Source organism: Amycolatopsis sp. SB7-3 (assembly GCF_041021335.1).
Taxonomy (GTDB): domain Bacteria; phylum Actinomycetota; class Actinomycetes; order Mycobacteriales; family Pseudonocardiaceae; genus Amycolatopsis; species Amycolatopsis japonica.
The window spans coordinates 1,773,820-1,793,599 of sequence record NZ_JBFPJQ010000001.1; the positions used below are offsets into that span (position 1 = coordinate 1,773,820).

Below are 19,780 nucleotides of genomic sequence, written 5' to 3' on the forward strand. Positions count from 1 at the left end.
CTAGGTGGTGGACTGGGGTGTTTCGAGCAAGAGCCTGCCATGCGCCCGCTTCGCCACCAAGTCGCCGGGTAGCCAGACCCCGCCCTGACCCCGCCAGTTCCCCACCAGCGCGTCGACCGAACGCAGATGGGCGTCGGTGAGCTCGCGGACCCCGGAGTCCAGCAGCCACCTGCGGAGGACGCGTCGCCGCAGCGCGGGCGGTTCGGTGGCGAGCACGGCGACGTCGAGCCCTTCGCCGGTGAAAGCCCGCAGGTGGACCTCGCCGGCGAGTGTGTCCAACGCCTCGGTGTCCTCGCGCAGTTGCGCCGCCGTGCGGGCGAGCGAGGCCGCGACCCCGCCGGACAGCACCTCCTCCAGAAGGGGCAGTACTTCCGTCCGCAACCGGACACGGGTGAACCGCGGGTCCGCGTTGTGCGGGTCCTGCCACGGGTCGACGCCGAGCGCCGCGCAAGCCCGGCGCGTGGTGGCGCGGGTGACGCCGAGCAGCGGCCGTCCCCACGGTGGGTCGAGCGGCCGCATCCCGGCCAGCGAACGCGGACCGGAACCCCGGCCGAGGCCGAGCAGGACGGTTTCGGCCTGGTCGTCGAGGGTGTGGCCGAGCAGGACGAGGCCGTGTCCGTCCGGCAGCGCCGAACGCAAGGCGCCGTAGCGGGCCCGGCGGGCGGCGGCTTCCGGTCCGCCCGCACCCTCGACGCGCACCTTCAGGACTTCGGCGGTGTCGGCGCCCAGTTCTCGTGCCGTGTCCGCGGCGCGGGCGGCGGTTTCGGCGGAACCGTCCTGGAGGCCGTGGTCGACGACGAGCGCGCGCACCTTCAGCCCCGCGCGGCCGCCGGTGAACGCGGCGGCTTCGGTCAGCGCCAGGGAGTCCGCGCCGCCGGAGACCGCGACGTACACCTCGTCGCGCGGGCTCGCCGACGCGAGGAACTCCCGCACGGCCGTCCGCACGGCCGCGACCGCGGGATCGGGTCCGCTCACCCGTGCAGGCGCCGCACCCAGGCCGCCGGATCACCGATCTCGGCCCTGGTCGGCAGCGTGTTCGGCGACGTCCACACGGCGTTGAAGCCGTCCATGCCGACAGCGTCGACGACGTGCTTGGTGAACTTCGCGCCCTGCTCGTACTGGCGCAGCTTCGCGTCCACGCCGAGCAGGCTGCGCAGCACTCGGTCGATCAGGCCGCCGCCCTTGCGGCGGGCGGTGAACCGCGAACGGATCAGCTCGACGCTCGGCACCACCTGCGGCCCCACGGCGTCCATCACGAAGTCGGCGTGCCCCTCCAGCAGGGTGGAAAGGGCCAGCAGCCGGTCGAACACCGCGCGTTCGCCCGGCGACTGCAGGAGTTCGGCGAGACCGGCGCCGCCCGTCTTGCCCTTGCCGATCTGCTTGATGGTGTCCGGCAGACGGCCGACCAGATCGCTCAGCCCGTCCGCGTCCCGGCCGGCGAGCCCGCCGATCAGGCGCTCAACCTCGTCGGCGAAGTAGTCGCGCAGCCAGGTGACCGCGGTGAACTGCAGCCGGTGGGTGCATTCGTGCAGGCAGACCCACAGCCGGAAGTCGTGCCCCGGCACGTCCATCGCGCGCTGGGCGGCGACGACGTTCGGCGCGACGAGCACCAGCTGCCCGGCGCGGTCCGGTCCGCCGAACGGGTCGTACTGCCCGAGCACGCGGGACGCCAGGAAGGCGAGCACCAGACCGGTCTGGACACCGGCGCCACCGGCCAGCACGGGCGCCAGCGGGCCGCCCTGCGCTTCCGGCAGCGCGCGACCGGTGAGCGCGTCGAGCCCGGCGGCGGCCGAACGGACCCAACCGGGCCGGTCGACGACTTCGGCGGGCAAAAGCGGCAGGTCGAGGCCGAGCCCAGTCAGCTCGCGGACGTGCCCCTCGGCCTCGCTCGTCAGGTCACGTAGCTCGGCGACGGCTTCTTCGGCCTCTTCGCGGTCGACCACCGGACCGCCACGCACCAGGAGGGCGCCCGTCGAGGCGGCCAGGGACCAGTCGACCATCGAACGTGTCTTGGTCGGCGTTTCCTCAGTCACTCTTATGACGCTACCCGCTGGAAGACCGGTTTCCGTCCCGAGTTCCTCACGCTCCGATTCCGGTCGCTCACCTGCAGCCGCATTTGTGCAGGGTCGCCGCGACGACGTCGAGCGCGGCCCTGCCCTTGTTCTGGTCCGAACCGGACGACATCAGCGCGAACACCAGCATCCGGCCGTCGGTGTCCAGCACCACGCCCGCCAGGGTGTTCACCCCGGACAGCGTCCCGGTCTTGCCGCGCACCCAGCCCCGGCCCGCCGACGACGCCGGATCGCCGTAGCGCTTCTCCAGCGTCCCGCTGCCGCCCGCGACGGGGAGGCCAGCCAGCAGCGGCCGCAGTTTGGGCGTCCTCGGATCCTTGCCGTCCGGCGCCGCCGCGACCGCGAGGATCTCGCTGAGCACCTTGGCCGGGATCTTGTTCTGGTCGGACAGTCCGCTGCCGTCGTTGATCTGGACCCCGGTGAGGTCGAATCCGGCCTGCTTGAGCACGTCCATCGTCGCGACCGCGCCGCCGGTGAACGACGGCTCGACGCCCTTCGCGAGCGCGAGCTGGCGGGCGAGGACGTCGGCCATCAGGTTGTCCGAGAGCTGCAGCAGCGAGTTGGCGAACTCGGTCAGTGGCTGCGACTTGACCTCGCCGAGCACCTTCGCGTCCTTCGGCGCCGTCGTCGTACCGCCGGCTTGGGCTTCGAGCTTCCCCGCGATCTTCTGGGTCAGCGCGGCCGCCGGATTCGCGACGCGGGGCGAGTGGTCGTTCTTCGGGTCGGTGCGGCCGCCGTCGGCCATCACGGGGAGGACCGGCGCCATGTAGGTGTTCCCGGCGGCGGTGTCCTCCGGGTCCCAGCCCTTCGCGGCCGTCGGCCCTTTGAACAGGCTGACGTCCAGCTGGACCTTGGAGATCTTGCCGCCCACGGCCTTCTTGACCTGGGCGACGAGGTCGTCGACATGCGCCGCGCCCGGGTACAGCGGCGAATCGGTGCCCAGCGGCAACGCGGTCAGCGACGGGTCGCCGCCCGCGACGAGGACGACCGTGCCCGGCTCGGCGCCCTGGACGACCTTCGTCGAGAACTGCGTCCCGTGCTCCATCGACAGCAGCGCGGCCGCGACGACGAGGATCTTCGTGGTCGACGCCGGGGTCAGCGGGGTGCCGGAGTTCTTGTCCCACAGGACCTCACCGGTCGCCGCGTCCACGACGGTGCCGGTGAGCGTGCCCAGGTCCGGCGCACCGGCGGGGCCGGCCAGCGCGGCCGCGAGACCGTCCTTCGTCGGCCCGGCGCCGTTGATGTCCGGCCCGTGCAGGACGCGGGTGACACCGGCGGGCTTGGGGATCTCGCCCTTCGGCGCGTTCGGCGCCCAGGGCAGGCCGAGCCGGTTCGACACCTTCGGCATCGCGGCGGCGCCGCCCATCCCGGCGAGCAGCAGGACGACGACCAGCGTCGTGATCAGCAGGGCCTTGCGTTTGCGCTTCGGCTTCGGCGCGGGTGCGGATTCGGCCTCGGCGGCCGGGGGCTCCTTGGAAGGCGGCTCGGACTGCTGGATCCCGACGGTCGCTTCGGCGTCGAAGCGCTCTTCGGCGGGCTCGATGCGGACCGGACGCGCGTGCATCGTCGCGGACGGAACGGGCGCGGGCGCCGGCGGCTCGACCCGGCTCGGCTCGGGACGGCGCTGCTGCTGCGGGGGTTCCTGCCGCCGCTCGGGTCTCGCGAGCTCGTGATCCCGCGTCGGCGTCGGGGCGCCCCGGTCGAACTGCTCCCAGTCGGGTTTGTCCGTTTGCCGCGGCTGGACGGGCTGGACGAAGACCGTCTTCGGCGCCTCTGGCTCCTTCGGCTCGACCGGCGTCGCGGGCTCGAAGGCGGACCACTGCGGCGTCGGGGTCTCCGGGACGTCCGGCTCCTCCTCGACCTCGACGACGGGCTGGAACCACGAGCCACTTTCGGGTGTGACGTTCGGCACTGCCAGCTCTTCGGTCTTGCCGTTCGCCAGCCCCGTCATCGGCAGCCAGACGGTGGCCTCACCCTCCCCCTTGGCGCCCTTGGGCTCGGCGGATGAGGTGTCCTTGTCGTCCGACGGCCACATCGGGACATCGTTTTCCGGCACGCAACACTCCTTCATCCACCGTCCGGGGAAGGGGCCAAGCTCACATACGACCACATCGATGCGACCGCCCGGGCCCCCGTGGTCCACACTAGTGAAGACAAGACGATGATTTCGGTGAGCCGTCCGCGAGGCGGGGCGTACCAAAGACGAGAGCAGCGAGGCCGGCGTGGAATTCGACGTCACTATCGAAATCCCCAAGGGGGAGCGCAACAAGTACGAGGTGGACCACAAGACCGGTCGGATCAAACTCGACCGGACGCTGTTCACCGCCACCCAGTACCCCGCCGACTACGGGTTCATCGACGACACCCTGGGCCAGGACGGCGACCCGCTCGACGTGCTGGTGCTCGTCCAGGAGCCGACCTTCCCGGGCTGCCTGATCCGCTGCCGCGCGATCGGCATGTTCCGGATGACCGACGAGAAGGGCCCGGACGACAAGGTCCTCGCGGTCCCGACGAACGACCCGCGGCTCGAGCACCTGCGCGACATCCACCACCTGAACGAGTTCCACAAGCTCGAGATCCAGCACTTCTTCGAGGTGTACAAGGACCTGGAGCCGGGCAAGAGCGTCGAGGGTTCGACCTGGGTCGGGCGCTCCGAGGCCGAGGCCGAGATCAAGCGTTCGCTCGACCGTGAGACCGACCGGCTGGCCAAGGAGGCCATCGACGGTCCGGCGGCTCACTAGTCGCTTAAGCACCGAAGGGGCCCTTCACCGCATCGCATGCGGTGAAGGGCCCCTTCGGGTCTCGTCCGTCCAGTCACGCGTGTCGTCCGCCGGATCACGCGTGTCGTCCGCCGGATCACGTGACATCGCCGGTGCTGCGCCTCGTGAGCGGTAAGGGCGGTTACTCTTCGAGATCGAAGCGTCCGATTTAGGCACTTTGCACAGTGTTGCCCGGGGGTCGTGAGTGGCAATGGTCGTTCTAACCCTCTTTTCCACTCACGACCACCCGCGAAACCGGACTTTGAACTACGCCGAGTAGCCCGGGATCGGGAACGGCGCCAGGAACTCGCGGATCTCGGCGGCGATGGTGTCCAAAGCGGACTGTTCCCCGCCCGCCGCCGCGGTGATCGTGCGGTCGATCCACTCCGCCACCTTGACCTGGTGCTCCGGCTCGAGCCCGCGGGTGGTGATCGCGGAGGTGCCGAGCCGGATGCCGGACGGGTCGAACGGCTTGCGCGGGTCGAACGGCACGGTGTTGTAGTTCAGTTCGATCCCGGCGCGGTCCAGCGCCTGCGCGGCCGGCTTGCCCGGCACGTTCTTGTTCGTCAGGTCGATCAGCAGCAGGTGGTTGTCGGTGCCGCCGGACACGAGGTCGTAGCCCCGCTCCACCAGCGCTTCCGCCAGCGCCCGCGCGTTGGCGACGATGCGGTGCGCGTACGCGGAGAACTCCGGCTTCTGCGCCTCGCCGAGCGCGACGGCGATCGCGGCGGTCGTGTGGTTGTGCGGGCCGCCCTGCAGGCCGGGGAACACCGCCTTGTCGACGGCCTTCGCGTGGTCGGCGTCGGAGAGGATCATCGCGCCGCGCGGGCCGCGCAGCGTCTTGTGCGTGGTGGTGGTGATGACCTGCGCGTGCCCGACCGGCGACGGGTGCGCACCACCGGCGACCAGCCCGGCGATATGCGCGATGTCGGCGACCAGCACGGCGTCGACCTCGCGGGCGATCTCCGCGAACGCTGGGAAGTCGATGGTGCGCGGGATCGCGGTGCCGCCCGCGAAGATCAGCTTCGGCCGGTGCTTCAGCGCGAGTTCGCGGACCTGGTCGAGGTCGACACGGCCGGTCTCCTTGCGGACGCCGTAGCGGACCGGGGTGAACCACTTGCCGGTCGCGGACACGCTCCAGCCGTGCGTGAGGTGGCCGCCGTCCGGCAGCGCCATCCCGAGCACGGTGTCGCCCGGCTGCGCGAAAGCGAGGTACACCGCGAGGTTCGCCGGGGAACCGGAGTACGGCTGGACGTTCGCGTGGTCGACGCCGAAGACGGCCTTCGCGCGTTCGATGGCGAGGGTCTCGACCTGGTCGATGAGCTGCTGGCCCTCGTAGTACCGCTTGCCCGCGTAGCCCTCGGAGTACTTGTTGGTGAGGACGGTGCCCGTCGCTTCGAGGACGGCCTGGGAAACGTAGTTCTCGGACGCGATCAGGCGGATCTTGTCGTGCTGGCGTTTCGCCTCGTCCTCCACGAGCCCCGCGATCTGCGGGTCGGCGGCGGCGAGCGCGGAAAGTTCGGGCTGGTGTGTCATCGGACGTACTCCTGCCGGAGACGGCCGGACCCAGGCGCGCGGTACCGGCCTTGTCGTCGCTTCCCGGTGGTGCTCCACCTCAAATGGCGCCAGTCGCTGGTGCGGACCAGCCTAGAGCACGGCGCGAGGCCCGGCGTGCGGACGATGCCCGGCGCACCATCGGCGGCTGCATCCGGCCGTGCGGTCGCAGAACGCCTGTGCGCAGACGGCACAGCGTTTGATCCGCCGCCAGCCACCGAACACGACGAGTTCCGCCAGCCCGGACGCTCCCGCGACCAGGTCACCGCAGCCGGGCCACGCCGTCACGTGCACCAATCGCCAGCCCTTCCCGGACTCGACCAGCCGCGGCGCGGCACCGTTCCCGGCGAGGATCCGGTTGAGCCGGTCGGCGGCGGCGGGTTCGTCCGGCAGCGCCGATACGACCCCGGCGAGCCACGGATTCCCTTGGGCCAGCAGCCTTTCCGCGATCTCGAGAGCCGGGTCGAGGTCGCGGAAAGGCGGGACGATCACGTGCTTGCGCGTCACGGTTCTTCGATCGCGACGCCCATCGAGCGAGCGGTGCCCGCGATCGTGCGCATGGCCGCTTCGACGTCGCCGGTGTTGAGGTCCGGCAGTTTCCGCTCGGCGATCTCGCGCAGCTGTTCCCGGGTCAGCTTCCCGGCGACCTCATGCCCCGGGCGGCCGGATCCCTTGCCGCCCAAGGCCTTCTTGATGAGGAACGACGCCGGCGGGGTCTTCAGCCGAAGTTCGAAGGAACGGTCTTCGAACACCGACACGACCACCGGGACGATGTCGCCCCGCTGCGCCGCCGTCGCCGCGTCGTAGGCCTTCTTGACCTCGACGAGGTTCACGCCGGTCTGCCCGAGCGTCTTCCCGAGGTCGACCACCGGCGCGTTGCCGGCGGTCAGCTCGAGGGTCGCCTGATGTGTTTTCTTCTTCGACTTCGGTGCCATGCGCCGAAGCTATGGTCTCCAGTTACTGGAGAGTCAATCGATCGGTTTGACGGTCTCCGCGTGACGGCGCGCCAGCTCCTGGTAGATCACCGCGTTGTGCTCGACCCAGCCGCGGGCGGTGCCGTCGAGCGGGACGTGCTTCTTCGCCGGGCTGCCCATGGCGACCGTCTCCGGCGGGATGACCATGCCGGGCGTCACCGTGGCACCGGCGGCGACGAGTGCCTTTGCGCCGATCTGCGCCTTGTCGAGCACGGTCGAGCCGTTCCCGATCAGCGCCTGCTCGCCGACCGTGCAGTCGTGCACGAGGCACTGGTGCCCGACGGTGGCGTTCTTGCCGACCTCGGTCACGCCGCCGTTGACGTGGATGACCGAGTTGTCCTGGATGTTGGCGCCCTCGCGGACGATGATCTTCCCGAAGTCAGCACGCAGCACGGCGCCGTACCAGACGGAGGCGCCCTTCTCGACGACGACGTCGCCGATCAGGGTGGCGGTGGGGGCGATCCACGCTTCGGGATCCACCTGGGGACGCAGCCCCTCGAATTCGAACATCGGCATGCCCCGCACCCTATGCGCCCGAGCGCGTGAAGGCCCCCTTCACGCGGCTGAGCCGAGGGAAGGGGGCCTTCACGCGCTAAAGGGGTCAGCCGATGGCGGTGTTCAGCAGGAGGTCCACGGCCTTGTCGTTACGGGTGGTCTCCCGGACGATCACCTCGTCGGGAGGGTAGAAACCGGGGTTCGAACCCCGCGGGTACATCTCGAAGGTGAAGCTCAGGATCTTGTGGGTGCCCCACATCCAATCGTCGATCGTCCCGTCGGTGATGTACAGGTCGCTCGACTGCTGCGGCGTGTAGCCGTTGGTCGCCGCCAGCTGCCGTCCCAGCGTCTGGAACCGCTGCGCCTCGGCCGCGGTCATCCCGGGTGCGGTGTCGTTGTAGGTGAAGCCGAACGGCCACAGCACGAGCTCCGAGTAGGTGTGGAAGTCGATGCTCGCCTTGATCTGCTGGACGCCGCCGATCTTGCGCGAGTTGACGAAGTTGGACACCGCGCGGGTCTCCGGCGCGGAGAACGCCGACGGGCCGCGGTAGGTCTCGCTGGTGGTCGAGCCCGACGAACCGCCGCAGCAGCCCCAGTTGTAGCCCCAGTTGCGGTTGGGGTCGGTGCCGTTGCCCTGGCGGTTCTTGCGCCAGTACTTGTAGCTGCCGCCGGAGATGTCGTACTCCGAGCCGTCGGGGTTGACGTTCGGGATCACGTAGATCTCGGTGCTGTCGACGAAGCGTTTGATCGCCGGGTCCGAGGCGTAGCCCTGGGTGAACCGGTTCACGATCCGCAGGCACATCTCGGTGGTCAGGTGTTCACGCGCGTGCTGGTTGCAGGTGAACAGGACCTCCGGCTCGTTCTCGTCCGTGCCGACGTTGTCGCTGATCTTCAGCATGTTCAGCGCCCGGCCCTGGTACGAGTTGCCGACGCTGCTCAGCCGCGCGATCGACCCGTAGTTCGACTGGGCGTTGCGCAGTTCCGTCGTCACTTCGGCGTAGTTGTGGAAGCCGGAGTCCGACGGCGGGAAGTCGTTGATCGCGTTGGTGCCGACCTTCTCCGACCGGTCGACCACGCCGCGCTGCTCGACGCGGTAGCCGAGCGAGCGGATCTTCGCCGCGTCGCGCGCCTCGCCGATGAACGTGGTCGTGCCGCCCGCGGAGCCGAGGACGTCGACGCCCAGCCGGGAGATCTGGGTGCGCTGCTGGGAGGTCCCGGTGCCGAAGACCTCGTAGATCTGGACCTGCGCGTCCTCGGCCTGCTGGTCCGCGGTCGCCGGGCTCGCGGCGACCGGGATGGTGAACGCCGCGACGGCCGCGATCGCCACGGCCATGCACCGTCTTATGCGCATCGTCGTCTCCTAGCTCTGAGGCAGGGGAAGGGGAACCTCACCATGACCGGAGCCGGAAGGGCGAACAATCCGTAACGGTACGGATCTAATGCGTATTTCTAGCCGTAGTTCGCGAAACAGAGCGCTTCGATGTCACCACGCAGTGCGGCGAACGGCCGCCGCCGGACGCGCTGCTGGACGATCGCACCGAGCAGATAGGACAGTAGGGCCCGCGCTCGCGCCCGCGGGTCTTCGACGTCGAGCGGCGCGAGCAGTTCCGCGAGCAGTTCGGTGATCGAGGTCAGCATGACGTCGATGGCCTGAGGGTGCTGCGCGCGGCCGGCGGCGATCCAGTACTCGAACCAGAGGAAGGCCGCGTTCGGACGGCCGGAGAACTCGGCGAGGAAGGCTTCCAGCGCGGCGAAGAGCCGCTCATCCGGGTGATCGTGTTTCGCCGATATTTTGCGCAAATCGGCGGTGAACGTTGTGATGTGCGCCGCCATCGCGCGGTCGATCAAGACGTCGATGTCCGCGAAGTAGTAATGAATCGCACTCTTCGTGAGCGGCCCGGCGTCCGCGATCGCCCGCACGGTGCAGCCCGCGAGCCCGTCCCTGGCGAGCACGACACGCGCCGCTTCGACGATCTGTTCCTGTTTCTGCAGCTGATTGGGGGAGAGCCGCGCGCTGCGGCCGGGAACGGCGGTCACGAAGTTCCTTACACCAAGTAGTCAGGACACGAGCCCTGAAGCTTAGGGCAAGCGTCCTGTCCGATCACAGCGGGTGAAAAATCTAGGTGGCTAGCCGTCGATCCGTAGCGGACAATGCCCGGCATGGTGACCTCAGGGGACAACGGGTTCAGCCCGGCCGCACGACGGCAGCTGGAGAAGGAACTCGCCGATCTGCGTGCGCAGCGCGACGCGATGGCGCCGCTCGTCGGCGAGCAGGAACGAACCGGCGACGCCGCCGACCAGGCGGAGGTGCTGGACCGCGCGGAGGCCGCCGCCTACCTCGACCGGCGCATCGCCGACGTCGCGGCGAAACTGGAGCACGGCGGCCGTGACAGCAAGGGCCTGCTCCCCGATGGCACCACCGTCACCCTCAGGTTCGCCGACGGCGACGAGGACGAGCTCCACATCGTCACGATCCCCGGCGAGGACGCGGACGCCTCCACGGTCACCTCGGACAGCCCGCTCGGCCTCGCGCTGGTCGGCGCGAAGGAGGGCGACGAGATCACGTACCGGACGCCGCGTGGCGAGACCAGCGCCACCGTCGTCACGCTGAAGCCGCCTGCCTGACCCTCGTACCGCCCCGGATGTCATGAAAGGGTCGTTCAGGACACTTTTCGTCCTGAACGACCCTTTCATGACACTTGAACGCCGGTCAGGCCTTCACGCGCCCGGACGGCACAGCACCGGATTCGCCAGCTCGGCGCACGGCCGGTGCCCGTGCGACCGCACGATGTCCTTGCCGACCTGGTTGGTCAGGTACCGCAGGAAGCTCGCGACGAGCGAGTCGGCCTTCGGCTCGCCGAACGTGTACGCGTACTCGGTCTCCCAGAACGGGTACGCCGAGTGGATCGCGCCCTCCAGCGTCGCCTGGTGACCGCCGATCCGCACCGGCAGCACGTCCTCGCGTTTCGTGGCGGCGCCCAGTTCGCTGTAGCCGAGCGCGCCCGGAACGCGCGCCACCGCGTCGAGGACGTCGTTCGTGGACGGCTTCGCGCATCGCACCACTCCCGGCTGGGCACCCGGCGCCGGTTTGAGGCAGTCGTCGGAGTTGTCGCCGGGCTCCCGCTTGCCCGCCAGGATCCGCCCCTCGAACGTCCGCCGCGTGCCGGAGTCCGAATGCCGGTCGACGAGCCGGACCGGCCGGTCCTTGCCGCCGATCTCCCGCCAGTTCGCGATCTTGCCGTCGTAGATGTCGCGGATCTGCGTGAGCGTGAGGTCCTGGACCCCGGCTTCTTTGTTGATCACGAGCGTGAACAGCGAGAACGCGACCGGACGCGGCAGCAGCTGCGGGAAGCCCTCGCCCTTCGCGCCGTCGGAGAACGCCAGCACGCCTTCGTTCCCGGCCTGGTTCAGGCTGCCGAGCCCTTCCGCGCTCCCCCGGGTGTCGAAGACGAACGACGCACCCGGGCACGTCTTCGCGTACGAAGCCGTCGCTTCCTTCAGCACCGGCGCGAACGCCGTCGATCCGGTGATCGTGAGCTTCCCGGACGCGCAGTCCAGCGGCGGCGGCTTCTCGTCGAAGAACAGGGAGCGGGTCAGCTGGAAGATGCTGATCACCACGAGGAACAGGATGAGCGCGATCACCGAAGTCGTCGGCCCGGTGCGGCTTTTGGTCTCGCGGAGGCTGCCGCCCTTGATCTCGCCGACGACCTGGGGATCGTCGAAATCGTCGGGCGAGCCGTTGGGGATCCGGTCGAGCACGGCGAGGATCTTGTAATGCGCGCCGCGGTTCAACGGCACCCTCGGCAGGTCGATCACACCCGCCGGCCGCTCGGGATTCTCGTCGCGCGCGCCGAAACCGGAGTCGTCGCCGAAGCATTCGTGCAGATGCGGCGAGCTGAGTTCGGTCACCACCATGCCCGCCACGGTGCGGCCGGGGAACTTCACGCGGACGCCGACGCGGTCGTTCTCGTTGACCGCGTAGTCGTCGGTGTCGATGTCGGTGGTGCCGTTGTTCTCGATACGCAGCAGCACGAACGACGGGTCGACGAGCCGCTCGCCGTTCTCGTGCTGCAGTTGCGCCAGCGCGTCGGCGGTCGGCGCGAACCCGCGCCCGGACGCCGTCGGGGTGTCCATCTGCACGCGGTAGCCGAGCCGTTTGCGGCCGACGAGCGCGAACTCCCACAGGAAAGCGACGGCCGGGACGGCGATCCCGGCCACCGCGAGCAGGACGTCCCAGGGAAAGCCTTCCAAGACCAGCCTCCAGGTTCGGGGAATCGAACCTAAGGCCCGTCACGGCCGGGGGCGGCGGACTTCAGCCAGAGTTCACCGGCCGTCCGCGAAGGCGTAGTCGTCGAGGTCGAAGAACCGGCTCGTCACCATGGTTTCCAGCGTCGGCGAGGCACGGAACGGCACGTCCCCGTTCGCGTCGAAGTAGTAGCTGTTGGCCAGTGAACAGCTGTCCTGGAAGAAGACCTGGTGTTTGCGCCGGTCCAGCATGCTCCGGAAGTAGCGGTCGTTGGCCTCGCTCGTGACCTCCACGCGCGTGGCGCCGGTCTTCCTCGCGTTGCGCAGGCAGCGGATGATGTGCGCGGTCTGCGTCTCGATGAGGTTGAAGTACGAGGAACCGTTGTAGCCGTAGGGCCCGAGGATGGTGAAGAAGTTCGGGAAACCGGGGACGCTGACGCCCTGGTAGGCCTGGAACCGGTTCTCCTCCCAGAACTTCTCCAGATCCGCGCCGCCCGAACCGCGCACGGTGAAGGCCGGCATGTTGCCCTTCTCGAACACCTTGAACCCGGTCGCCAGCACCAGGACGTCGACCGGATGCTCGGTGCCGTCGGCGGTGCGCACGCCGGATTCGGTGATCGCGTCGATGCCGGTGGTCTCCAGCGTGACGTTGTCCCGGTTGAACGTCTGGAGGTACTCGTTCGAGAAGCTCGGCCGCTTGCAGCCCAAGGCGTAGCGCGGGGTCAGCTTCTCGCGGGTTTCGGGGTCCTTGACCGCGCGGCGCAGATGCGCGCGCCCGATCCGCTCGCCGGCGCCCGCGGTCGGCAGCAGGTTGTGGAAATGCGCGGCCAGCGGGAAGGTCACCTCGACGAGGGCCTGACTGGCCAGCCTGGACACCAGTTTCGCGCCCGGCAGCCGCCGCAGCGCGAGGCGCGCCGTCCGGGGCAACGCGGCATCGGGTTTGGGCAGGCACCAGATCGGCGTGCGCTGGAAGACCGTCAGATGCGCGGCCTCCGGCGCGATGGACGGGATCACCTGCACGGCCGATGCCCCGGTGCCGACGACGGCGACGCGTTTGCCCCGCAGGTCCACGCCGTGGTCCCAGCGCGCGGTGTGCATCACCGTGCCGCGGAAAGCATCGATGCCCTCGATGTCCGGCGGCTTCGGCTGGGTGAGCACGCCGGTGGCGCCGACGACGAACCGCGCCGTCATCGACCACCCTTCGGCGGTTTCGAGGCGCCACAAGTGCGTCTCGTCGTCGAAGGTCGCGGAGACGACCTTGCTGCCGAGGCGGGTGCGGCGGCGGATGTCGTACTTGTCGACGCAGTAGTCGGCGTACGCCTTCAGTTCACGGCCGGGCGCGTAGACCCGCGACCACCCGGAGATCTGCTCGAACGAGAACTGGTAGCTGAACGACGGGATGTCGACGGCCACACCGGGGTAGGTGTTCCAATGCCACGCGCCGCCGACGCCGTCGCCCTCCTCCAGCATCAGGAAGTCTTCGAAACCGGCTTGGTGCAGCAGGATCGCGGCCCCGATACCGGAGAATCCCCCGCCGATGATCGCGATCTCGTGGTCGGGTTTCATGCGGGGAGCCCTTCCTCGGCGAACAGTGAGCTGGGCCCGAGCACCACCACGTCGGCCTGGTGCTCGATACCTTCGGCGGTGCGGATTCCGCCGGGCGCGAAGGCGTAAACCGGCCAGGTGATGAGCTTGCAGCCGGGCCGCCGAAGCGCGCCGTAGTAGCCGAGGCCCGGCGCCGTCCGCCGTGAACCGAAGCGGCGGTCGGGCGTCAGGAGCCGGCGGATCCAGGGGTCTTTCACCTGCCAGCGCAGGAAAACCCGGGCGACGGCGATGCCGAGCACGGTCGGGCCCGGGACCGGCATCGGCACCACCCAGTCCGGCTCCTCTTGGAACACCTTCACCGATCGCGCGGTGGCCACCACCTCGGGCACGATCTGCGCCGCCTCGCGGCCGGGCGCGAGCACGGCGACACGCTGCCCGGCGAAGTCGTGCCCGAACCACTCGGTGCCGCGCAGCACCTCGCCCCGGAACTCCCCGAGTGTCATGACGCGACCGGTTCGTGGGTGATCTCCTCGGTCCACGACTGCGGCTTTCCCAGCAGCCGGGCGGGAATCAGCCGGGTCGCCTTCACCATCGGGTCGGCGAGCAGCCGGTGGTAGACGTGCGAACGGTCGACGATCATCGCCGCCTGCGCCTTGAGCACGTGGTACGCCGGGATGCGTTTCGTGAACTCGCCGCGGCCGCCGATGGTGGAGAACCGCTTCACGGCGTTGTACAGCTTCTTCTCCGGCAGGCCCATCGCGACGATGTTGTCCCGCATCTTGTTGATCAGCGGCACGAACACCACGATCAGGCCGAGGACGATCTGGGGTTTGAGCGAGCCGATCGATTCGGTGAGCAGTTTGGTCGTGGATCCGGCGCCGATCAGTTCCAGCACCTCGAAATCGGCCGTGATGTGCCGGGCCTCGTCGGAGTTGATATGCCGGAACACCTGGTGGCACACCGGATCGGAGACCTCGTCCAGCAGGAACTTCACCAGCGCGCCGTCCAGCGCGCATTCCAGCAGCGGGATGAGCGTGGCGAGCGCCGTCAGCGGCAGCGTGTCGCCGAAGTCGTCGAGGACCTTGATCGCGAGCTTGACGTTGATGTTCGGCTCGGGCATCGAACCGTGCTCGTCGAGCATGCCCCAGCGCTTCATCAGCGCTAGTTCCGCGTTGGCGTGCTTCTGTTCCTCGGCGTGGAAGTAGCGGTAGATCTCCTGGATCACCGGGGTCGGCGCCTTCTTGGCCAGCGAGGCGAACCCGCGGGCGCCGACGTGCTCGATCCACACGAGGTCGGCCATGAACGGCCGCATCTTGGCGCGCAGTTCGTCGGTCATCGTTTCGGCACCGGGCGCGTCCCAGTCGATGTCGGCCAGCGACCACTGCTTGTCCTTGATGGTCTGGAGCATCGCCGCGAAGTCGTAGGCCATCACTTCTCCTTTTCGGCGGGCAGGAACCGGCCGAGCAGACCGGCGATCCGCGTATACGGGACGGGCACGAATCGTTTGGCGTGCCACAGAAGCTGGGCGTCGGGCTGCGGCACGACGTAGAGGCGGCCGCGATCGTGGGCGTCGAGCGTCGTCTTCGCGACGCGCTCCGGTGAGAACCCGACCACATCGGACACCCGTTGCGCGAGGCCGCGTGCGCCGTCTTCGATGAGCTCGCCGCCGAAGATGTTGGTGCGCACGAAGGTCGGGCACAGCACGGTGACCGCGACGCCGGTGCCGGAGAGTTCGGCGGCCAGTGTCTCGGACAGGCTGACGACCCCGGCCTTGCTCACGTTGTACGCGGCCATCCTCGGCGCGGCGGTGAATCCGGCGGCCGACGCGACGTTGATGACGCCGCCCGCCTTCGCCACGCGCATGGCGGGGACGAAGGTGTGGCAGCCGTGGATCACGCCCCAGAGGTTCACTCCGAGTGTCCGCTGCCAGTCGGACAGCGGGCTCTCCCCGACGAGTTTGCCGCCCGCGCCGATGCCGGCGTTGTTGACGACGAGATCCGGCTCGCGGCCGAGCCAGGACCGCGCCTGGTTCGCCAAGTCCGCGACTTCGTCCACATCGGACACGTCACAGGCGATGGCGACCGCGTTCTCGAGCGCTTTCGCGGTTTCTTCGGCGGCTTCGAGGTCGATGTCGGCGCAGACGACCCGGCTGCCGCGCCGGACGAGCTCGGCCGCGATCGCCCTTCCGATCCCGCTTCCCGCGCCGGTGACGACAGCATGTGCTCCGTGGGTTCGCTTGGTCATGCCGCCCTCACGATCGCTGGAAGGTTCCCGGTGAGGAAGCGGCAAGCCCGCTCCATCGCCGGCGCCGCTTCGGGGATGAAGCGGGTCAAGGCCTGGAAGACGTGCATCTGACCGGGCACCACGTCGAGTTCGCAGTCGGCTCCCGCGCGGCGCAGCGCCCTGGCCAGCTCGATGGCGTCCGCGGCGAGCATTTCGCGTCCGCCCGCCTGGATGATCGTCGGCGGGAAACCCTTGATGTCGTCGAAGGCGAACCGCAGCCGCTCCGACGCGAGGTCGGCGTCCACTGTGTACAGACCGACCAGCCGCGCGGCCGCGGCGGCGGAGATCATCGGATCCGGGCTCATCCGTTCTCGTTGAGCGGCCAACGAAAACGTCACGTCGAACAACGGCGAGAAGAGCGCCAGTGCCGCGGGCGGTTCTCGATGCTCGCGGATCAGCTGCGCGGCGAGGTCGACCGCGAGATGCCCGCCCGCGGAGTCGCCCGCGACGAGGATCCGCCGATAGCCCTGGTCGAGAAGCCGGTCGTAGGCCGCGCGGACGTCGTCGGCGGCGCTCGGGAAACGGTGCCGCGGCGCGAGCCGGTACTCGCAGGCGAAGACCGGCAGCCCGGTGCCGGCGGAAACCCGCGTGGTCAGCCCGCGATGCGTGCGCGCCGAGCAGAGCGCGTAACCGCTGCCGTGGATGTAGAGGACCACGGCGTTGCCCTCGCTCGTCCCGGGCGCGCGGACCCACTCGCCACGGATGCCGGGCTCGATGCGGCTCCCTTTCAACGGCGGCGACGCCAGCCACAAACTGCTCGCGATGAAGGCACGGGAGAACGCGACCCCCGCGCGGTTGGCCGGGATCGCGTTGGCGATCGGCCGCACGAAAGCGGACGTCAGCGCGGAGGCCAATCCGGCACGCAGGCCATTCTGCGGTCGCATGCCCTCAGAATGAATCTGAGGGCACCTGCTGTCAAGATGGAGGGGTGACCGCGTCCCGCCGCTACAGCGGCAAAACCGCCGACGAACGCCGCGCCGAACGACGGCTCGCACTCCTCGGCGCCGCACTGGAGATCTGGCAGGAACAGGGCTGGGCGGCGGTCACCATGCGCGGCGTCTGCGCGCGGGCGAACCTGACCGACCGGTACTTCTACGAGAGCTTCGCCAACCGCGACGCGCTGCTCGCCACCGCCTGGGAACAGGTCCGCGACGAAACCCTGCGGATGGTCCTCGACGCCGTCGCCGCCCGCATCGAGCAACCCGCCCTGGACCAGCTCCGCGCCGCCGTCGACGTCGTCGTGCACCACGTGCAGGAAGAGCCGTCGCGCGCGCAGATCCTGTTCGGCGACCACGCGGGCAGCGCGGTGCTGGAGCAGCTGCGGCGGCAGACCGTCCAAGAGACCACCGGCCTGCTGATCGACCTGGCGCGGCCGCATCTGAAGCCGGACGTGGACGGGCTGGAGTTCCGGGTCAACGTCCTGCTGGGCATCGGCGGCTTCGTCGAGATCATGCTCGCGTGGCGCTCCGGACTGCTCGACGCGGACGCGGACACGCTCGTCGAGCACCTCACGGGTGTGGGCACCTCGCTGTCGCGGATGTTCCTCAAGGGCTCAGGGGACACCAACGGGTGAACTTTGGGCACAGCCCCGGCACTGAGCCGGAAACGAGTCAGGGCCTCATCCGGAGTGTTCCGAATGAGGCCCTGACCTGCGGAGCCGCCTAGGGGAATCGAACCCCTGACCTATTCATTACGAGTGAATCGCTCTGGCCGACTGAGCTAAGGCGGCGGACATCGGGCTCGCACCCGATGACGGAGCCAAGTGTAGCGGAGGCTTGAACGTCACCTTCGAGGGCCACCGTCGTTAAGGTCCTATGACGCCGGTCTCAGTCCCCCAAGATCGGCCCATCCCCACTGGAGGACCTGTTCATGCGGCAACGACTGCCCCGTGTGCTGGCGCTTCCGGCCGCCGCGGCCCTGCTTCTGCTGACCGCGGCTCCGGCGACCGCCCAGACGATCCCGACCACGCCGATCCCCGATCCGGCGAATCCGGGACAGCCGCCGATGTCGGCGCCGATCGGGCCGCAGCCGCTCGGCAAGGCGGTCGGTGACGCGGGGGCGGCGCTCGGTGTGCTGCGGCTGCTGCCGAACGCGGTGCCGACCAGCGCCATCCTGCCCGGCGCGGGCGAGTTGCTGCCGAAGCAGTCCGCGCTCGAAGCGGGGATGGGGCTTTCCAGCGCGCAGGCCAACTCCGAGGCCTACCTGAACTACGAGAAGTCGATCGCGCAGTCGTCGCCGTTCGGCCTGTCCGCCGCAGGCAACGCGCCGCAGACGCCGGGCAGCCTCGTGCAGACGGCGCTGCCGGACAACCCGAAGCCGATCAGCGGCGGCCTCAACGCGCCGAAGAACCCGCTGTTCAACCTCGGCCTGCTCAACGGTGAGGCGCACGCGCGCTGGAGCCCGACGCTCGGGCCGTGCGTCGGCACGATCGCCGATTCGAGCACGTCGATCGCGAACCTCGCACTGCTGCCGACCATCCCGAACATCCCGGGCGCCGACCAGCTGACCCAGGCCTCCGACCAGCTCAAGGCGGGTCTCTCGGCGCTCGGCCCGCTGGCGAACCTCGGCGGGCTGCTGTCGGGAACCAGCACCAGCGCCGACGGCAAGGGCGCGGTGCTGAGCCTGCCGAACACGCTGTCGTCGCGTTCGGTCGTGCGGCTGGTCGACATCCCCGGCTCGAAGAACAAGGCCGTCGAATCGACGTCGACCCTGCAGGCGGCCAACATCGAAATCCTGAAGGGCACGCCGCTCGGCCTGACGATCAAGGTCGCCAGCCAGCCGACGCTGCGGGTCACCTCGACCGGCGAGAAGAAGACGTCGAAGGTCGAGTACAGCGCCCCGGTGCTGCAGATCGTCCGCGGCGACAAGGTGCTGTTCACCCTCGACGCGAACAATCCGACCAAGGACATCCCGATCGGGATCCCGCTGCCGTCGCTCAAGCAGGTCCCGGGCTTCGACCAGCTGAAGAACGTGCCGGTGATCGGCGGGCTGGCCGAGATGCTGAACGGCGCCACCAAGCAGCTCCCCGGCGGCGAGGCCGGGAACGGGCTCACCCTCGACATCGGGGTGCTGAAGCTGTCGATCGCCGGACTGAACCAGAAGTCGAGCGACATGACCTCGCCGTTCAAGGGCTTCCAGATGGGCGCCTCGGCGCGGCTGCTGGACCTGCAGATCCTGCCGACGACGGCACTGCAGAAGGCGCTGCCGCCGGACGCCGCGAAGAAGCTGCCTTCGTCGCTGGCGCAGGTGTCGCTCGGTGAGCAGATCGCACGGGCGTACGCACCCACCGGTGGTGTCGAGTGCGGGACGGCGACCCCGCCGCCCGCGGGCAACAACGGTGGCGCGGCGCCGAAGGGGCCGGTCAAGAACCTGGCGTACACCAACGCCGCCTACGACACGGTGCCGATGTTCTGGTCGGGTACGGCGATGCTGCTGATCGGCGTCGTTCTCGTGGCCGCCATGCCGGGACGCCGCCGGCTCGCCGTGGCTCCGGTTCCGGTCGCGAAGAGGTCGCCTGGCTTCAAGCCTTCGCCGCGGCCGCGCTCGCTGGACTCGGAGGATTAGACGGGGCGAGGAGGGTGATGAACGGTCCTTTCACGTCCCCGCGTGAGAGGACCGTTCGTACCCCCTGATCGCTCTTCAGCAGTGGGGCCCCGCCGCTTTGACGCGGTGGGGCTCCTTTGCTTTCGGCTCCCCCGAACCCGAAGCCCCTTCACTTACCCACAGCACTTGTCCACAACCATCCCCACCTGTGGACAACTCCCGTCACCAGCCCTTTTCCCCCTCCACCCCCGGTAGACTGGACTCGGGGACGCCCCCCTGGGAAGGGCGGGGGGTGGGGTAGGGAGCGAAG

The 19,780-nt window shown here is 69.3% G+C and carries 19 protein-coding genes and 1 tRNA gene; 4 read left to right on the forward strand and 16 right to left on the reverse strand.

Features of this window, described 5'->3' with window-relative positions; genetic code table 11:
• From tilS to dacB, 3 genes are all read right to left on the reverse strand, one after another.
• Positions 1 to 975, reverse strand: a complete 975-nt coding sequence (gene tilS / locus AB8M46_RS08640; protein WP_037335201.1) for a tRNA lysidine(34) synthetase TilS — start codon at positions 973 to 975, stop codon at positions 1 to 3.
• The gene (locus tag AB8M46_RS08645) at positions 972 to 2,000 is read right to left on the reverse strand and encodes a zinc-dependent metalloprotease (RefSeq protein ID WP_037335198.1); all 1,029 of its coding nucleotides are present in this window, start codon (positions 1,998 to 2,000) and stop codon (positions 972 to 974) included. Before AB8M46_RS08645 ends, tilS begins: the two co-directional genes overlap by 4 nt.
• Before the next feature lie 100 nt (positions 2,001 to 2,100).
• Positions 2,101 to 4,143, reverse strand: coding sequence for a D-alanyl-D-alanine carboxypeptidase/D-alanyl-D-alanine-endopeptidase (gene dacB, locus AB8M46_RS08650; protein ID WP_394360014.1), 2,043 nt, complete (start codon positions 4,141 to 4,143; stop codon positions 2,101 to 2,103).
• A gap of 151 nt (positions 4,144 to 4,294) precedes the next feature.
• Here dacB and AB8M46_RS08655 point away from each other — a divergent pair, with 151 nt between their 5' ends.
• Entirely contained in the window at positions 4,295 to 4,813 is a 519-nt protein-coding gene (locus AB8M46_RS08655) for an inorganic diphosphatase (protein ID WP_016337787.1), read from the forward strand.
• Between the two features lie 285 nt (positions 4,814 to 5,098).
• On the opposite strand, the gene glyA is transcribed toward AB8M46_RS08655, so the two are convergent.
• The 6 genes from glyA to AB8M46_RS08685 form a co-directional block, all read right to left on the reverse strand.
• Positions 5,099 to 6,367, reverse strand: coding sequence for a serine hydroxymethyltransferase (glyA, locus tag AB8M46_RS08660; protein WP_394360016.1), 1,269 nt, complete (start codon positions 6,365 to 6,367; stop codon positions 5,099 to 5,101).
• A gap of 111 nt (positions 6,368 to 6,478) precedes the next feature.
• Complete coding sequence (locus AB8M46_RS08665) at positions 6,479 to 6,892, reverse strand: hypothetical protein (protein ID WP_052120324.1); 414 nt, start codon at positions 6,890 to 6,892, stop codon at positions 6,479 to 6,481.
• A complete protein-coding gene (gene rplK / locus AB8M46_RS08670) occupies positions 6,889 to 7,320 on the reverse strand; it encodes a 50S ribosomal protein L11 (RefSeq protein ID WP_037335188.1) in 432 nt (143 codons plus the stop codon). The genes AB8M46_RS08665 and rplK overlap by 4 nt, the downstream gene beginning before the upstream one ends.
• Positions 7,321 to 7,353: 33 nt before the next feature.
• Positions 7,354 to 7,875: a gamma carbonic anhydrase family protein gene (locus AB8M46_RS08675; RefSeq protein ID WP_125733198.1), complete on the reverse strand. Its 522-nt coding sequence runs from the start codon at positions 7,873 to 7,875 to the stop codon at positions 7,354 to 7,356.
• 85 nt (positions 7,876 to 7,960) lie between these two features.
• Complete coding sequence (locus AB8M46_RS08680) at positions 7,961 to 9,187, reverse strand: M14 family metallopeptidase (protein ID WP_038520917.1); 1,227 nt, start codon at positions 9,185 to 9,187, stop codon at positions 7,961 to 7,963.
• 116 nt (positions 9,188 to 9,303) lie between these two features.
• The gene (locus AB8M46_RS08685; RefSeq protein ID WP_037335180.1) at positions 9,304 to 9,891 is read right to left on the reverse strand and encodes a TetR/AcrR family transcriptional regulator; all 588 of its coding nucleotides are present in this window, start codon (positions 9,889 to 9,891) and stop codon (positions 9,304 to 9,306) included.
• 123 nt (positions 9,892 to 10,014) lie between these two features.
• Here AB8M46_RS08685 and AB8M46_RS08690 point away from each other — a divergent pair, with 123 nt between their 5' ends.
• Positions 10,015 to 10,479, forward strand: coding sequence for a GreA/GreB family elongation factor (locus AB8M46_RS08690; protein ID WP_037336264.1), 465 nt, complete (start codon positions 10,015 to 10,017; stop codon positions 10,477 to 10,479).
• Between the two features lie 93 nt (positions 10,480 to 10,572).
• On the opposite strand, the gene AB8M46_RS08695 is transcribed toward AB8M46_RS08690, so the two are convergent.
• The 6 genes from AB8M46_RS08695 to AB8M46_RS08720 all read right to left on the reverse strand — a co-directional run bounded on the left by AB8M46_RS08695 (position 10,573) and on the right by AB8M46_RS08720 (position 16,811).
• Entirely contained in the window at positions 10,573 to 12,105 is a 1,533-nt protein-coding gene (locus tag AB8M46_RS08695) for a PstS family phosphate ABC transporter substrate-binding protein (protein WP_394360017.1), read from the reverse strand.
• A gap of 72 nt (positions 12,106 to 12,177) precedes the next feature.
• Complete coding sequence (locus AB8M46_RS08700; RefSeq protein ID WP_394360018.1) at positions 12,178 to 13,665, reverse strand: flavin-containing monooxygenase; 1,488 nt, start codon at positions 13,663 to 13,665, stop codon at positions 12,178 to 12,180.
• Positions 13,662 to 14,147: an FAD-dependent oxidoreductase gene (locus AB8M46_RS08705; protein ID WP_394360019.1), complete on the reverse strand. Its 486-nt coding sequence runs from the start codon at positions 14,145 to 14,147 to the stop codon at positions 13,662 to 13,664. Before AB8M46_RS08705 ends, AB8M46_RS08700 begins: the two co-directional genes overlap by 4 nt.
• Complete coding sequence (locus tag AB8M46_RS08710) at positions 14,144 to 15,073, reverse strand: hypothetical protein (RefSeq protein ID WP_037335167.1); 930 nt, start codon at positions 15,071 to 15,073, stop codon at positions 14,144 to 14,146. The genes AB8M46_RS08705 and AB8M46_RS08710 overlap by 4 nt, the downstream gene beginning before the upstream one ends.
• Positions 15,073 to 15,888, reverse strand: coding sequence for an SDR family NAD(P)-dependent oxidoreductase (locus AB8M46_RS08715; protein ID WP_394360020.1), 816 nt, complete (start codon positions 15,886 to 15,888; stop codon positions 15,073 to 15,075). Before AB8M46_RS08715 ends, AB8M46_RS08710 begins: the two co-directional genes overlap by 1 nt.
• Positions 15,885 to 16,811: an alpha/beta hydrolase gene (locus tag AB8M46_RS08720; RefSeq protein ID WP_394360021.1), complete on the reverse strand. Its 927-nt coding sequence runs from the start codon at positions 16,809 to 16,811 to the stop codon at positions 15,885 to 15,887. The genes AB8M46_RS08715 and AB8M46_RS08720 overlap by 4 nt, the downstream gene beginning before the upstream one ends.
• A 44-nt stretch (positions 16,812 to 16,855) precedes the next feature.
• Here AB8M46_RS08720 and AB8M46_RS08725 point away from each other — a divergent pair, with 44 nt between their 5' ends.
• The gene (locus tag AB8M46_RS08725) at positions 16,856 to 17,500 is read left to right on the forward strand and encodes a TetR/AcrR family transcriptional regulator (RefSeq protein WP_394360022.1); all 645 of its coding nucleotides are present in this window, start codon (positions 16,856 to 16,858) and stop codon (positions 17,498 to 17,500) included.
• An 82-nt stretch (positions 17,501 to 17,582) separates the two neighbouring features.
• On the opposite strand, the gene AB8M46_RS08730 is transcribed toward AB8M46_RS08725, so the two are convergent.
• Positions 17,583 to 17,656: transfer RNA gene (locus tag AB8M46_RS08730), tRNA-Thr, on the reverse strand.
• 140 nt (positions 17,657 to 17,796) lie between these two features.
• Here AB8M46_RS08730 and AB8M46_RS08735 point away from each other — a divergent pair.
• Positions 17,797 to 19,491: a hypothetical protein gene (locus AB8M46_RS08735; RefSeq protein ID WP_394360023.1), complete on the forward strand. Its 1,695-nt coding sequence runs from the start codon at positions 17,797 to 17,799 to the stop codon at positions 19,489 to 19,491.
• Positions 19,492 to 19,780 lie beyond the last annotated feature (289 nt).